Here is a 14,166-nt window from a genome sequence, read left to right on the forward strand (position 1 = left end):
GATGTCGAAGGACGATTTCGATATGTCGATGCCGATAAAGCGGCTAGTATAGGTCATGAGGCGATGTCTCCCTTATACGCGAGCGCGAAGCTCTCTCAACGGTTCGACGAAGCCTCGAAATGCGCAAAGGGTTCTGCTTTTTTACGAACGAAAGTTCAGGCCCGCTAGGACCAACCGCTCTGCGCATCGTCACTGCGGTGTTGCAATCACCTCAATGGCAAACGAGGCCGGTGCATCATAACCGATGCACCGGCCTCGCAATGTATAAGCCCCGCCACCAGTTAAGGAAGCAGGGCTGATTTAGTCGACCGTGAAGAACGCGGTTTTCGTTTTTTCGTTGTGACGGCAAGTTTATTGGTCGCCACAATGCAGGGCGATCGTTTCAGGATGGTTTTACGTGGCAAGCTGCGGGGATCGCGGCAGGGAATGCGCAGAGCATGGCGGCTATCAGGCACAAAATGTTCCTGAACCAGTTGAGCAGGAGCGAGAAGTTGTAGCCAACGGCAGCCAGAACGGCATTGATTGCATCTCCTTGTTTTCCGGCGAGATAATTGCGATCCATCCGATGCTCGTTCTTGATGTGGCCGATGACGGGCTCGACGGCTGACCGTCGTCGCATTTGTCGCTTGATTGCGGGCGTCACGCGGCGCTTTTGACCACTGGTGAAGACCCTGAGCTTGTGGCTCTCAGGTGCATTGTGGCCGCGATATCCGGCATCAGCCAGGATGCGGGACAGCTCATTGCCAATGGTCTCTTCGATGTCGGGGATGATGGTCTCGAGGGTGTGCCCATCGTAGGGGTTGCCCGGCAGTGCCATGGCGTGCAGGGCAAACTGGCCGCCCTTGGAGCGGTTCAGTGTCGTGGCCACCGAGACCTTGACGCCAAACTCGTATGGTTTGTGTGCTTTTCCCTTGCCGATGCACTCAACTTCGTCGGCGTGCAGGCTGTAGATCTTGCGACCGCGCTGACGCTGCTTCTGCTCCAGAACGGTTTTTGCCTGATAGAGCGGCCAGATGAAGATTGCCTTGAGTTGCTCGTCGCCGGCGATCTCACGCTCGATATCGCGCACGACGCGTCCCAGATACGTCTTCAGCTTGCGCAACGCCTTGCCGGCGCGCTTGAATTGCTTGGCATGGGCATAGCGCTGATGCTGGATAAGCGCATACTTGCCGAGCCGCACGTAGGATTGGCGCAGGCTGAGCCCTGCCTTCCTGGCCGCCCGCACGAGCCGCTCCCGTGCTCGGTGAAGGAGCTTGGCATCGGTGGGAAACACCACGTTCTTTGGTTGGACAGTGGTATCGACAATCACCTGTCGGGTGTCTGTTGGCTTCATCGCGCCACTGTTGACCGCCACCGAGAGGCTTTCTTGCAGCAAAGCCTTCATCCGCTCCTCGCCCATGCGCTGGCGCCAGCGTGTCAGCGACGAACGGTCGAAGGGTAATGTGTGCTGGAAGAACGTCTCGCCACAGAAATACTGAAAATATGGGCTGTCGAGATAGCGGGCGCAGACTGCCTCATCCGACAGGTTGAACGTATGTTTGAGAATTGCCAGCCCTGCCATCAGCCGGGTCGGCAAGGGTGGCATGCCAGGTCCATCCGAATAAACCTCGCCAAACCGTTCTGCCAGAAACGACCAGTCGATGGTCTGCGCCAACTGCACGAGTTCGTGCTTCATGTCGATGATCTGGTCGAGGCGGGATCGGAACAGATCACCTTCTCCCGTCTCGCGTCGTTCAACAGGCTTGGACATCCACCAGCTCCGATTCATCGCGATATCGGAAGTGAATCACGCTTCGATGGCTGGGAAAACCGAAATCTGAAATCGCAAGAAAACAGATCAAAAACATGCCATATCTTGCGATATCGATTACTGAGTGGCGTCAAATATACGCGAAACATCAATCGCTTCCGGATACTTCACGGCCGACGATTTATGGACGCGCGAGCGGTGCCATGGCCGCGTCTCTCCCGCTTGACGCGAAGTCAACGAGAGCGCTCATTCAATCCCAAATTGTGGGCCGAATGATGTTGGAGTCCGCGTTATTTACGGCATCTCTCCTTGTTACATCGAACGCCCAGGCGGCGACTACCGAATGGCTGCGTTCGGGCGGGGTGCCGGTTAAAGCGTTCCGATAGCACAACGTGTGATCCGGAAGGGCGGCTAACAGAAAAAACCGCCGAAGGAAGCGGGATGGAGTTCGTGTGACTGGAAAGGTGGGTCTGAACTAGAGCGTTCAAGCGGTGGAAGGTTGGGAAGGGATTGACGCTTTGTCAACTCGCCGGCCTCATGCGGTGCAAGCGGGGGCACAAGGGCGCGCGCTTGATGGTGAGACATTTGTCGCGAGACTGAAAAATGAGCTGAGGCAATGTGTGACCGCATTAACGTCAAGAACCGCTCGGGGCGGTGTAAACTTTTCGTTCCTTTCATGCGTCGATGAATTGTCGTATCGACTTCTAGTCGGCCCCTTTTTGTTTTCCAAGGCAGAGCCGATTGAGAGATACGACGTGCTCTCGCCTTGAGCGGGAACCGTGAGATGAACTTCCTCACAGACATTGATCTAACCGACGCCCATCTGGAAACGGCGGCCACTTGCGTCCAGAATTGGTGCACGGCGACCCGAACCGATCCTGAAAGCATTCAGGCTCGGGGCGCCGCAAATGTCGCCATCGAGCTCATGTCGTCGAATTCGACGCTCACGCCTCGAGAGTTGCTGGAATTGCTCCTTCTTCGTCTACCCGCTGAATAGCGGGAACAACGTGTCACGGGCGGGGTTTAAAGAGTGGCTGCCGATCGATCAGTGTATATCCCTTTGAAGCGGAATCGGAGACCCTGTGTCGTCAGATTGGGTCGTTTTAGTTGTTGAACGCAACCATGTGCTGCACACCATTGCATCCGCAGATGAAGCCCTGGAAATGCTATTTGCGAACTGGCCGGTGACACAAGGCCGCGCTTTCTTCTCGGCGATGCAGGCCTGCGCTGGTACCATGGCAGGGGGAGTAACCCAGAGAGAAGCCCAATCCGCATTCCTTGCAGCGGCTCTTGATGCAAAGGTAGTGTTCCGGCACGCCTAGGCGAATCTCGCCCAACCAGCTTTGTGACTGCAGCAAAGCGCTCAGTCAGCCACGCCAATGGCGATGCATATGAGGGAAATCACTATCGGATCTTTTCCATGCGCGACATTGGTTGCTCGGAACAAAGCTCAACGTTGTTCGCTGAAAAGATGGAACGGCAAGATATTCCGGTCTGCGTCGTTTCACTTTCCAAACTGTAAACTGCCGAAGGGCTCCGCTCGCCAGAACCCTTGCGGGCACCTGTTTTTCCTCGCGACCGGAAAAATCAGGCGTGAGCGCTGAGACCTGGCGCCTATCTCGGCAAACAAAAAAGGCCGGGGCTAAACCGCACCGACCTTCCTCACATCGCTACTCATACCAATGCCAGTACATCCGTGGTCAAAAGCAGAAAGCGATTGCGGCGATTGCGAGCGACAGACATGTTCCAGCGCTCATCAGCAATGCCGATAGCCGCCATATAGACACTCCTCGCATCAAACGCAACGTCAATCTTTGGTTTTGTTATAAAGGACGAATAAAAACATTGATTGCATGAATTAAGTTGCGTGCGGAAAGAGCGTGGAGCATGGTCTGTAGGTCAGCAGTCTATTTTACGGGCGCTGCTGCTTCGGGGCGAAATGCCCTCGCCCCAAAAGAAGGAGGACCAGATGTCTTCCGAACTGCACGTCGTCCTGAAATCAAAAGACCTCCTCATGCTGCAAGGCGTATTGGATGCGGCTGGCTACGGCCCGGCCAACAGCGTTTCCAATCCCAAAAGCTATAACGTCGCAGCGAAACTGCTCGTCGGGCTTTTTCACCGTGGCATGACATCAGAAGAAGATCTGACTATGGAACTCGAGAGGCACTTTGGCAGCATAATGTCGCCAATTTCGCCGCCCAGTTTCGAGCGAACACGGGCTTCTATTCAAGGCCGCCCGCTTTCGTAAAAGTCCCGCGTGCGACCCCCCAATTTTTGTCGGCGGCCGCCGAGCGAGGCCAAGTTCCACGCAAGGCCGCTAACAGAAAAAACCCCGCTGAAGGAAGCGGGGTGGGAGTTTGTATTTGAACCCGGCAGTCGCGGTTGCGGGGCAATGGAACATTGAGGCTTTGCTGGGAGAGATTAAGCAAAGCCCGACCCCAAAACGGATAGGGCGCGCTTTCGTTCCAACCTCTCTTGGATGATTCCGCGCGGCATGGAAACCGGGCGATTTGCTATTAAAGGAAAACAGGTAGCTCTGCTTGCCGAGGCGTCTTGCTAAGCTTTGTTGAAATGAGCGTCTCGGTCCAACCTTGGATCAGACGCCGTAGCTTGCAGCCGATTAATACCTTTGAATAGTTAGACCACTTTTCCGAGTAAGTGTATATTAGGATCGCCGCAACCTGGGATGCGACGAAGTGAAGGTTCGACTCGCGGATCCCCGCCGCCAACGAGACTTCTCTTCAAGAATAATGGCAGGGAGGTTCTGACCCTCTCATGAACCTCCCTGTTTTAATCGGCGTCCCAATGCAGCCATCAAGACCAGACGGATTACAATACATCCGTATCCTGAGGCTTCAGGGCCAACCCATCGACATGCGGCGGTCGATCCTTTGAGGATGCACGCATGCGATTCGTATCCATGGGATGGCCCCCCCGCTCTCTCCAGTGCGCCCCGCACCACGTCGATATCCAGGTGAAGTGCCATGCCTACGGAAGACAACAGCCATTCGACAGAAACACCCTGCCGGAACGACTGAGGCAGGCGTATATTGAAGAGATACAGCCCTGGTTGAAGTGCTCTCATTGTGGAGTGAAGGCGGGGAGATGCTGTTCGGGAATTTCGCCAGCGAGGAAGAGCCGTGAACCGCTTCGAGATCCCCAGCGTGATATTCGCCTTCCTCCTCGTCGTCGGCGCTTTAGCCTTGATCTGGATATCTTTCTGGATGCTGGGATCTTGGGTGTTTGGAGGATGAGATGCCCGACCCGTTAGAAATGCCAATCCGCTGGTTTGGGATAGCCATAGGCGTGGAGGCTGGCGGGTTCCGGGTCGTGACCTCGGTCCACGACATGAGCAAGCTGCTTGTGGAGGGTTGGCCGGAAGACAGGCGCGGAGACGCGTGGCGCGTTGCTGTGGCGTCTTGCCATCGGGCTCTGGAACGACAGTCCAATGCCGCGGCGGCGCGGGAGGCCTTCATTATGGCGGCGAACGCATCGGAAATCGCTGTCGATGGGAATCATGAGAGGTTTGAGCCTCCACCGAAGCGGGAGAAGCCGAATAAGCGCTAGGGCAGATTGAACCCGCCCTTTAGCATGAAGCCGACCGCCCCCATGATAATGCCGCCCAGCACAAGCCACATGATGCGAGATAAGGTTGCGTTGATGGCTTCAATCTTCTTGTCGATCGACGTGAACCGCATGTCCATGTTCTTGAACTGCTCGTCCTTCCGATTGCCTTGACGTTGACCGTGCGGCGCGCGTTCTTGAGGTCATCAGGGCCGTTTATGGGCAGGTAGGTGCAATCCCTTTCCCCGCCCCATTCCATCGGCCGTCCAACAGCCCCTTGATCATCACGCGGGCAGAGATGACCGGATCAAGCATCTTGTCGGGATAGGCGACGAGATCATAGCCAGCGTCTTTCGACGACGCGACGCAGTTCTTCAGCCAGGTCAATTGGACCTGACCCCTCCCATAGAACACATGGCCGTATTTGCCCGCAGGCTGGCCATACTCGCGCTTGGCGACGATCCGGCGAGCGCTGACGTCATCCTTGGCAAAACCCTCTCTTACTGGAACCATGCGGGCGCCGGTCTCGTGGTAGGCCGTGACGAGAGCATAGGCGAGCGTCTTGTCTCGTCCATCTCCATGAGTGGCGAAGGCATCCAGAATGCCGTTGATGCCGTCGACCTGCGACTGGCTGAGAGACGTGCCGAAAACGCCAGACGTTCGACGGCGCAGCGCAGCGAAGCACGCTGTACGATCCATTTAAAGCTCCAAATTGTGAGGTCAGGCGTGCGAAGAAGTTCGCTTCGCGTAGAGGTTGGGCCGCATACCTCTATTGGATGAGGTGCTATCTACGGCCAGTTGTGTCCCTATGAGCCCGACAGCAATGATGCGGTCAGCTTCAATAGTATGCAAAAGGAAGCTCGCCTCCCCGGCGGGCTTTTTGCGGTTCTGAGCGACCCTTCAAAGGAATGACCTGATAACGCGAACGAGGTCATTACCCGGTTCAAGCGGAAGAGATATGCTCGAAAAACAACCTTGCAGGCAGGCGTTGCTTGTGAGAGGGGCTGTGCGAGGGTGATCCTCAGAACCCCGTCATCCTTGCATATCCCTTCTAAGGCCACACTGCGGCGGCCGCGCCCTCCGCATCGGATAGGGTCGGAGCCGCCTCGATTGCAGCTTTCGTCCCCCAGACGCACCGCTTCGATCGCCGCGCCGATGATTTGCCACTGCTGATAAGCGCCGTTTACGACCGCAGCGATCTCTTCCAAGGTCGCGGCAGTGATGCCGACTTCTTCCGACAAAAGCGGATAGGCAGAAGGCTCAGTCGGACACCTGCTATTCTGCGCAGGCATCCAGTATCGTTTCCATGCCGAACACCTGAGACTGGCCAAGCGAGCCGCCAAAGATCGACGCTCGCGTAGCATCGAAGAAAATGCTTGCGGTCCATAGGACGCTCCAGATTGTGGGAGGTCAGAAAGGGTTAACGGCCTTGAGCCCGCTGCTGAATGTTACAGCCAGAAACTTATTTTGAGACGACATTGCCCCCGACTTCGCTAGGTTCCTCCTCATGTGGGGAGTAACTCGAATGAACTTGGAAGCGCGCGCTGAAGCGTATCAAATCGACTGGCAGAGCGTGGTCATGGCGCTAACGATGCCATTGGCCATTGCAGTCGTTTCGTTTGGCTGCCAGTTCTTCCTGTAATTGAATTGCGCGATCCTTAAAGCGTCGAAGCAGCCAAGAAGAACCCGTTTATCTGCTCGTCCGTAAAGCCCATGGCCGCAAAGCCATCGGCCATCGCAGAGCTGCTCCAGACGAGCCGCGACGTTGACGCCGTCGCCGAACAGGTCGTCACCCTCCGCAACTACATCGCCAAGATTTACCCCAATTCGAAGAGTCACCCGGCGGAGCCTGCCCGCTCGAAAAATCCTCAGTCAGCCAAAAATTCTTTCAAAATATCGCCAGAACCTCAAAAAACGTTCAGTTAGACCACTTCGATCTATTGCAGCGCTTGCGAAGTCTCGTCGTCGAAACAACGCGTCGGATCATACGGCACGCCAGGATCGCAACCCCCATGCTCGCATGAGTTCCAATGGCGCAGACAGTTCCGACGGCAGGACGTAAGCATCAGCTACCCTCTCCTTCTGATTTGAGAACCTTCCCGGCAACCCATGCCCCAGCCCGTGAACGGAATAGAATGACAGCTGCAGACGGTCGCCCCGTTTCCATTCCTCGAGAGTGCCCCATGACATCTGTTTCGTTTGCCCGGCCGCTTTGTTCATGTCCGCCGCTTCGAGCCATTGCGAGACCAAGGCGCGTCCATTGAGCGGATTCACGACACTATCAGCCGTTCCATGCCATACGGAGATCGGTGGCCATTCTTTCGTGTTTGGCGAAACGCTGCGCACCAGGTCACCCCACTGCTGAGGCTCTCGCTTGATACCGGACCTCATGCCGCGCATAGCCGATATTGCATCCCTTGCCGCGCCGAACGGCATCCCGGCGAAAATGGCAGCACCAGCGAAAAGATCGGGATAGGTGGCGACGAGCGCCGAAGTCATGGCTCCGCCAGCAGATAGGCCCGTAATGTAGACCCTGGACCGATCGACTCGATGGTGGCGACATGTGTACTCAATCATCTGTCGGACCGACATCAACTCGCCACGGTCCCGCGCCACCGCACTCGGCCGAAACCAATTAAAGCATCGCTGGGGATTGTTCGTCTCGTTCTGCTGAGGATAAAGGAGAACAAAACCCCGCAGTGTAGCGAATTTGGAGAAGCCGGCTCCCGTATCCAAGCTTTCGGGCGTCTGCCTGCACCCATGCAGGACCACGACCAATGGCGGCTTTGCCGGTAACTTGCCGGGTACGAAGAGCTTCATCGTCAACCGTCCTGGATTGCTACCGAACCCAGTCACTTCGCTGAGTTTCGGCTTCGATGCGACCGGGCTGCGCCATTTTCTGGATGCAGTTGGGGTTGGTGTGCGAAGCGCCTTTGCAAGCAGTTTTCGATACATTTTCTGCGATTTCAGCAGCCTGGAAAATGACCTCGGCAGTTTGAATGTCATCTGGAAACGCCCTCCGTCGGCGTCATCGGCGCTCCCCCCGCGGCGTGAATTGGCACCGCCGCCGACAGACAAGTGAAGCCAGCCTATGGGATCAAAAGCACTTTCAGAAGACCGAAACGGACAACTCACGTATGCGTTCGATCCGGTTGTGGCTTTCGACGGTCTGCAATGTCGAGGCCGATGTTTGCGTCCATTTCGTGATCGAGTCTCAGGATTGAAGATCTGCAACGTGGCACTATTTGTTCCCTGTTCGAAGGAGGCGGCAATGCAGGACACCGATTTTCTAATTCTCTCGAGAGCCGTCAGGCAGTGGTATCGGTACTACGACGTAGATCCGGACAAAGAGGCATCCAGGCTTCTTAACCACGCAGCAGTCAAGCTTTTCGACCAGGGCCATCGGTCGGTCGAAGGCATCGCCTCGGTGTTGATCGAGACCTACGTTGGCCCGTGGCCGTCGTCAGTGAATATGAATAGATCACCTGATCCAATAGGTGGACCTCAGTCCCATTAAAGCTCGCTCACGGCCTGTCGGAGAACCACAGCGCGTAACGCGCTGTTGTGAGTGCGCGTAACTGGATGGTGTAAATCCTGCGGTAGCCGGCGCCGCCGGCAGCGACCATTCTGCCGCGCCACCATCAGCGATCAAGCCGCGCGTCAGGAAGTGATCGAGTGCCAGCCACCAGGACCGCGTCTATGAACCGGTGAGCGTTCAACGCATCATCGCCTTTGACGCGAAGCTTTCCGCCATTTTCGATCGCATCGATGAAATTTCCAATGAGTGCGCGGTGCATCTCATGGCCGAATGCCATCGGATTTGCCCCCGCCCCGCTTCCGATCGTTTCGCCACCCGCCATTTCCCTGGTGCCATCAATAAAGGCTGCATCCAATCTGCTACCCGTCAGGACTGCCGTACCTTTCGTACCGATCAATTCGATGCGCTCCGGCAGTCCGGGATAGGCGCAAGTTGTGGCATTGAGCGATCCGATCGCACCGCCTTCAAAAGAGAAGGCGGCCGTCACGAGGTCCTCCGTTTCCATCCTGTGAATAGGGGTTGTGCGGACGAATGCGGAAATTGCTGCAGGCGTGCCCGCATAGTTCAGGAGCAGGTCGATCGTGTGAATACCCTGGGTGAGCAGCACACCACCGCCATCGCGCGACATCGTTCCGCGGCCTTCGGCGTCGTAATAGCCTTGCGGTCGCCAGTTGCGGATTGCAGCCGATGCCTCCACAAGATCGCCCAGGCGCCCGGACTTGACGATTTCATCGAGTTTGAGCGCCGCGTCGAGAAAGCGGTTTTGCAGTACCACCCCGAGGAGTACGCCGGCGTCTCTTGCCGCCCTTACCGTCGCTTCGGAGCGTTCGAGGGAAATGTCCAATGGTTTTTCGAGCAGAACATGTTTTCCGGCCGCCGCAGCGCGACGGACGAGTTCCAGGTGACTGCTCGGGGGCGTCACGATCAGGATCGCCTTAATGGACGGATCCGCGAAGATCGCATCGAGGCTATCGCTCGTCGGGATGGTCGGAAATTGTTCGGCAAAGGCCTTTCGCCGGCCGGACGTCCGGCTGTAGGCGGCCACGCATTCGACACGGTCGGAGAGATCCAGCAGGGCGCGGGCATGATGACCCGCCGCCATACCGAGCCCAATCATCGCGACCCTTGTCTTCGCCATTGCCTCGCTCCTCCTTCGCCTTCGTTCCCAGCCGAGGTCTTCTGTCATGCCCGAAGAGACATGGGCGGCATGGACATCTCGATCTCCTATAGCCGCATGCCTGACGCTGCGTCGAAAAGATGACTGTTTGCCGACGCAAGCGTCAGATTGAGTACCTCACCTGTCTTGATAGAGAGACGCTCGCGCAGCTGTGCGGAGATCTTCTGGCCATCGACGGTGCCTTGAACGAACGTCTCCGAGCCGGTGGGCTCGATATTGGTGACCACAATCGGAATGCCTTGCCCGCCCGGCGCGATCGTGAGGTGTTCGGGACGGATGCCGTAGCTGACGGCGCCGCCGCATGCGACCGAAGCCTCATACCCGACAGGCAGATGGATGCCGTTTTCCGTCACGACCGATTGACGGTCCTCACCGATCCTTGCCGACAGGAAATTCATCGACGGCGACCCGATGAAGCTCGCAACGAACGTATTGACCGGCCTGTCATAAAGGTCGAGGGGTGAACCGACCTGCTCGACGATACCGTCGCGCATGACGACGATGCGGTCGGCCATGGTCATAGCCTCGATCTGATCATGTGTGACGTAAACGGTCGTGGTCTTGAAGCGGGCGTGAATATCCTTCAATTCGGCACGCATCTGGACGCGCAGTTTGGCATCGAGATTGGAAAGCGGCTCGTCAAACAGGAAGACCTTGGGATTGCGCACGATCGCACGTCCCATGGCGACACGCTGGCGCTGGCCGCCGGAAAGCTGCTTGGGGTAACGCTGGAGATAGTCGGCAAGACCGAGGATGCGCGCGGCATCGGCCACCCGCCTGGCGATCTCCTCCTTCGACGTCTTGGCGAGCCGCAGCGAAAAGCCCATGTTCTCGGCAATCGTCATGTGCGGGTAGAGCGCATAATTCTGGAAGACCATGGCAATGTCACGGTTCTTCGGCTCGACATCGTTGATGACGCGGCCATCGATACGGATCGTGCCACCGGTAATCTCTTCGAGCCCCGCAATCATCCGCAGCAAGGTGGACTTGCCGCAGCCTGAAGGCCCGACCAGCACGACGAAGGCGCCGTCGGGCACTTCGACGGAAACACCCTTGATGGTTTCGAAGTCGCCATAGCTCTTGCGGACATTCTGGATTTCAACGGAAGCCATGGGTTTATCCTGAATTTCGAGTTGTCGGTTGCAGGCAATCGGCGGCGTGAATGGCCGCAAGCAGACTAAGACCGGTGTGGTAGCAGGGGTCGAGGTCAGGTGTGGCGGGCACGAAGTCCACCGGCCCGTCCCTGGTCATGGTCTGGTAGGCGATCGGCGGCGTACCGCGCCAGTAATGCTCGAAGAAAGCGGCATGGGCTGCATTCCAAACCCGCAGGCTGCCGGCACTGCCGGTGCGCGCATGAGCAAGCGCAGCTGCCCGGATCGTTTCCGGGAGCGACCACCAGGGACAATAGGGGCTCTGTGCCTGACCGTTCGCAATCGAGACGGTCAATGCGATACCAGGCTCGACAAAACCCTTGTCGAAAGACGAGATAACGATGCGCTCCAATATCTCGATCAGTGCCGGATCGGCATTGTCATCGAGATAGTCAAACGCGAAACCGGCGAACTCGATGCCGTGGCCGACATTGCAGAGATCTTCCCGTGGCACATTGCGCAGCAGGCCCGTCGCGTGGTCGAAGTGCCGGTCGATGACATGGGCGATGAAACGATCAGCAAATGCCAGATGCGCCGTATGGCCGAAGCGCTTCAGCATGCCTGCAGCGCCAAGCAGGATCATACGCGGGCCGAAATCATCGGCCTGGTCGGCGAGACTGTCGAGTGACAGTGGACGACGCTCGTCGATCTGGAAATGTCCGCTCTCAATTGCAGCGATGACCCTGTCGAAATAGGCGAGATGATCGACAACGGCAGGCAAACTGTAGCGGCTTGCGGCTGAGACCAGCCCCTTGGCGACGAAGGCGTCTGAATAGGAATAGATCAGAGCCGGCTTCTCTTGCGCGAAGGTGCGGTTGGTGCCATCCGCATAAATCGCGTCCATCGCGCGGTCGTAGCAGAAATAGGCATGGCCGTCCGACATCTGCAAAGGCGCCAGAACATCGTAAAGACGCCGACCGGCAGCATCGAGCTTTTCGGCCAGTGGCGGCAGTTCCCGCTCGAAGAACCCAGCGTGGCCGACCAGTGCTTCCAACCCACGTCCCTGGATCCAGCCATAGGTGTAATCCGGACCGCGCATGCCGTCTTGCCCGTCATAATCTTTCAGCGTCAGACTGTTCTGCTTTGTATTCAAGAAACCGCCGCCGAGCGCGGGTCGCTGCAGCACCCAATAAAGCGTGCCGGCGTTGGCCGCGACATAGGTCTTGCGTGCCTCGTCGAAGAAGGCCATTGCCGTTACTCCTTGAGACCGGTGCTGGCGACGCCCTGAACGAAGTTCCTTCGCAGGATGACAAACAGCAGGATGGATGGGATGAGGACGATGGCGGAAGCGGCGCTGAGGCGCCCAAGATCGACGGTAAAGCCGGTCTGGAAGAGCGCAAGGCCCACTTCGATCGTATAGCTCGACCTTGTCGTCGCCACGATGATCGGCCAGGCGAAGGCGGTCCAGGCCTGGAAGAAGGCAAGCACGGCAAGAGCCCCGAGCGCGCCGCGAAGCAGCGGCAGCACGATGCGGAAGAAGATCCAGAACTCACCAGCGCCATCGATGCGCGCGGCCTCGAGAAGCTCGTCCGGGATCGAATGGATGACATTCTGGCGGATGAGAAATATTCCGAAGCTCATCACCAGGTAACCGAGCAGCAGGCCCCAGACGGAGTTGAGGATACCGAGGCTCTTGGCCTCGAAATAGAGCGGGATCATGTAGACTTCGAACGGCACGATCGCGGTTGCCAGGAACAGCGCGAAGAGGATGTTCATCGTCCGGAAACGGAATTTGCCAAAAACGTATCCGGCAATCGCCGAGGTCGCGACGATCGCAATCGTCGACATCACCGCGAAGGCGATGCTGTTGCCGATCCAGTGGATAAGCGGCGTGTCAGCAAGAACCGTCTTGAAATTGGCGGTCGTCGGGTCGTGCGGAATGACGGTCGGTGGCCAGGCCAGCATTTCCGCCGGCGTCTTGAAGGCATTTGCAACCAGGAAGACGAGCGGCAGCAACATCAGGATCGAGACGGTCAACAGGAACACGTCGATCGCAAGGTTGGTCAGCATTTTCTTGCGGCGCAGGCGCCGTCCCTCTGCCAACTCGTCGGCAGTCGGTTCGACATGGGGCATGGCAAGTTCGACAGTCATGCCCTACCCCTTTCTCTCAGCATGGAGAACTGGATCAGCGTCAACACCAAGACGATAACGAGCAGCACGACGGCCTCGGAAGCGGCATAGCCGACGCGGTAATTGCGGAAACTGTTTTCCAGCATGTCGAGCACGAGCACCCGCACCTGGCGCCCGGGCGCGCCTTGCGCATCGGAAGCAAGCACGAAGGCCTGGGCATAAACGTTGAATCCCGAGACCAGTGTCACGACCGAAACGTAAAGGGTGATTGGCTTCAGCATCGGAATCGACAGGTACCAGAAGCTCTGCGGTCCCGAGGCGCCATCGAGTTTGGCGGCCTCGTAAAGCGAAACCGGCAAGCTCTTGAAACCGACAAGATAGATCAGAACCGCATAGCCGAGTGCTTGCCAGGAGCACAGCACGATGATGCAGATGACCGAGAGGACCGGATCAAACAGCCAGTTCTGCGCCGGGATGCCGAAGAAGGTCAGCATTGCATTGAGCGGCCCGAGGCGGGCATCGAAGATCCACTTCCAGGCCATTGCGGCCGGGACCAGCGACACGACATGGGGAATAAACACGGCGGTTTCGTAAAACCCGGCCATGCGCGAGCGCGTGCGGTGGAAGATCAGCGCGGCAATGATCAGCGCCATCGGGATGGTCAGGATCAGCACCCCGAAGGCAATGATCGTGGTGTTGACCAACGCATCCAGAAACAGGTGATCGCCAGTCAACTCGCGAAAATTGGCAAGCCCGATAAAGGGCTTGTTCTTCGACAGGATGTTCCACTGGAAAAGGCTGAGCCTCAACGTGTCGGCGATTGGATAAAGCCGCACATAGGCAAAGATCGCCAATGTCGGCAGGATCGCGAGGATCGCAAAGAGGAATCGTTTGCGCTTCAGCATTCAGGTGACCT

At 57.4% G+C, this 14,166-nt stretch carries 12 protein-coding genes and 1 pseudogene; 3 read left to right on the forward strand and 10 right to left on the reverse strand.

Annotated features, from left to right (window positions below; translation table 11 throughout):
• Positions 1-382: 382 nt before the first annotated feature.
• Entirely contained in the window at positions 383-1,750 is a 1,368-nt protein-coding gene (locus C934_RS0128655; protein ID WP_018859959.1) for an IS5 family transposase, read from the reverse strand.
• Between the two features lie 1,082 nt (positions 1,751-2,832).
• Between C934_RS0128655 and C934_RS0128665 the strand changes: the two genes are divergently transcribed.
• The 3 genes from C934_RS0128665 to C934_RS0128690 all read left to right on the forward strand — a co-directional run bounded on the left by C934_RS0128665 (position 2,833) and on the right by C934_RS0128690 (position 5,317).
• Positions 2,833-3,072 (forward strand): DUF982 domain-containing protein, encoded by a 240-nt coding sequence (locus C934_RS0128665; protein WP_018859961.1) that lies wholly within the window; start codon positions 2,833-2,835, stop codon positions 3,070-3,072.
• A 647-nt stretch (positions 3,073-3,719) separates the two neighbouring features.
• Positions 3,720-3,998, forward strand: a complete 279-nt coding sequence (locus C934_RS0128680) for a hypothetical protein (protein WP_018859964.1) — start codon at positions 3,720-3,722, stop codon at positions 3,996-3,998.
• 1,025 nt (positions 3,999-5,023) lie between these two features.
• A complete protein-coding gene (locus C934_RS0128690; protein ID WP_442965936.1) occupies positions 5,024-5,317 on the forward strand; it encodes a DUF982 domain-containing protein in 294 nt (97 codons plus the stop codon).
• On the opposite strand, the gene C934_RS34895 is transcribed toward C934_RS0128690, so the two are convergent.
• From C934_RS34895 to C934_RS0128755, 9 genes and pseudogenes are all read right to left on the reverse strand, one after another.
• On the reverse strand, positions 5,314-5,454 hold the full coding sequence (locus C934_RS34895) for a hypothetical protein (RefSeq protein ID WP_018859967.1): 141 nt from the start codon (positions 5,452-5,454) through the stop codon (positions 5,314-5,316). The genes C934_RS0128690 and C934_RS34895 overlap by 4 nt on opposite strands.
• Before the next feature lie 76 nt (positions 5,455-5,530).
• Positions 5,531-6,013: a glycoside hydrolase family 19 protein gene (locus C934_RS32840; RefSeq protein WP_018859968.1), complete on the reverse strand. Its 483-nt coding sequence runs from the start codon at positions 6,011-6,013 to the stop codon at positions 5,531-5,533.
• A gap of 1,035 nt (positions 6,014-7,048) precedes the next feature.
• Positions 7,049-7,159: pseudogene (locus C934_RS34900) on the reverse strand (adenylate/guanylate cyclase domain-containing protein); the annotation flags it as partial.
• Between the two features lie 138 nt (positions 7,160-7,297).
• The gene (locus tag C934_RS0128720) at positions 7,298-8,320 is read right to left on the reverse strand and encodes an extracellular catalytic domain type 1 short-chain-length polyhydroxyalkanoate depolymerase (RefSeq protein WP_026372166.1); all 1,023 of its coding nucleotides are present in this window, start codon (positions 8,318-8,320) and stop codon (positions 7,298-7,300) included.
• Between the two features lie 635 nt (positions 8,321-8,955).
• On the reverse strand, positions 8,956-9,990 hold the full coding sequence (locus C934_RS0128735; RefSeq protein ID WP_018859975.1) for a Gfo/Idh/MocA family protein: 1,035 nt from the start codon (positions 9,988-9,990) through the stop codon (positions 8,956-8,958).
• Between the two features lie 86 nt (positions 9,991-10,076).
• Positions 10,077-11,141: an ABC transporter ATP-binding protein gene (locus tag C934_RS0128740; RefSeq protein ID WP_018859976.1), complete on the reverse strand. Its 1,065-nt coding sequence runs from the start codon at positions 11,139-11,141 to the stop codon at positions 10,077-10,079.
• A gap of 4 nt (positions 11,142-11,145) precedes the next feature.
• Entirely contained in the window at positions 11,146-12,369 is a 1,224-nt protein-coding gene (locus C934_RS0128745) for an AGE family epimerase/isomerase (protein ID WP_018859977.1), read from the reverse strand.
• A gap of 5 nt (positions 12,370-12,374) precedes the next feature.
• Positions 12,375-13,271 carry a carbohydrate ABC transporter permease gene (locus C934_RS0128750; protein WP_018859978.1) on the reverse strand — a complete coding sequence of 299 codons (897 nt, stop codon included), beginning with the start codon at positions 13,269-13,271 and terminating at the stop codon, positions 12,375-12,377.
• Complete coding sequence (locus tag C934_RS0128755) at positions 13,268-14,155, reverse strand: carbohydrate ABC transporter permease (protein ID WP_018859979.1); 888 nt, start codon at positions 14,153-14,155, stop codon at positions 13,268-13,270. Before C934_RS0128755 ends, C934_RS0128750 begins: the two co-directional genes overlap by 4 nt.
• Positions 14,156-14,166: the final 11 nt, after the last annotated feature.

The sequence above is a fragment of the Rhizobium sp. 42MFCr.1 genome (genome assembly GCF_000377185.1).
In the GTDB taxonomy this organism is placed as follows: domain Bacteria; phylum Pseudomonadota; class Alphaproteobacteria; order Rhizobiales; family Rhizobiaceae; genus Rhizobium; species Rhizobium altiplani.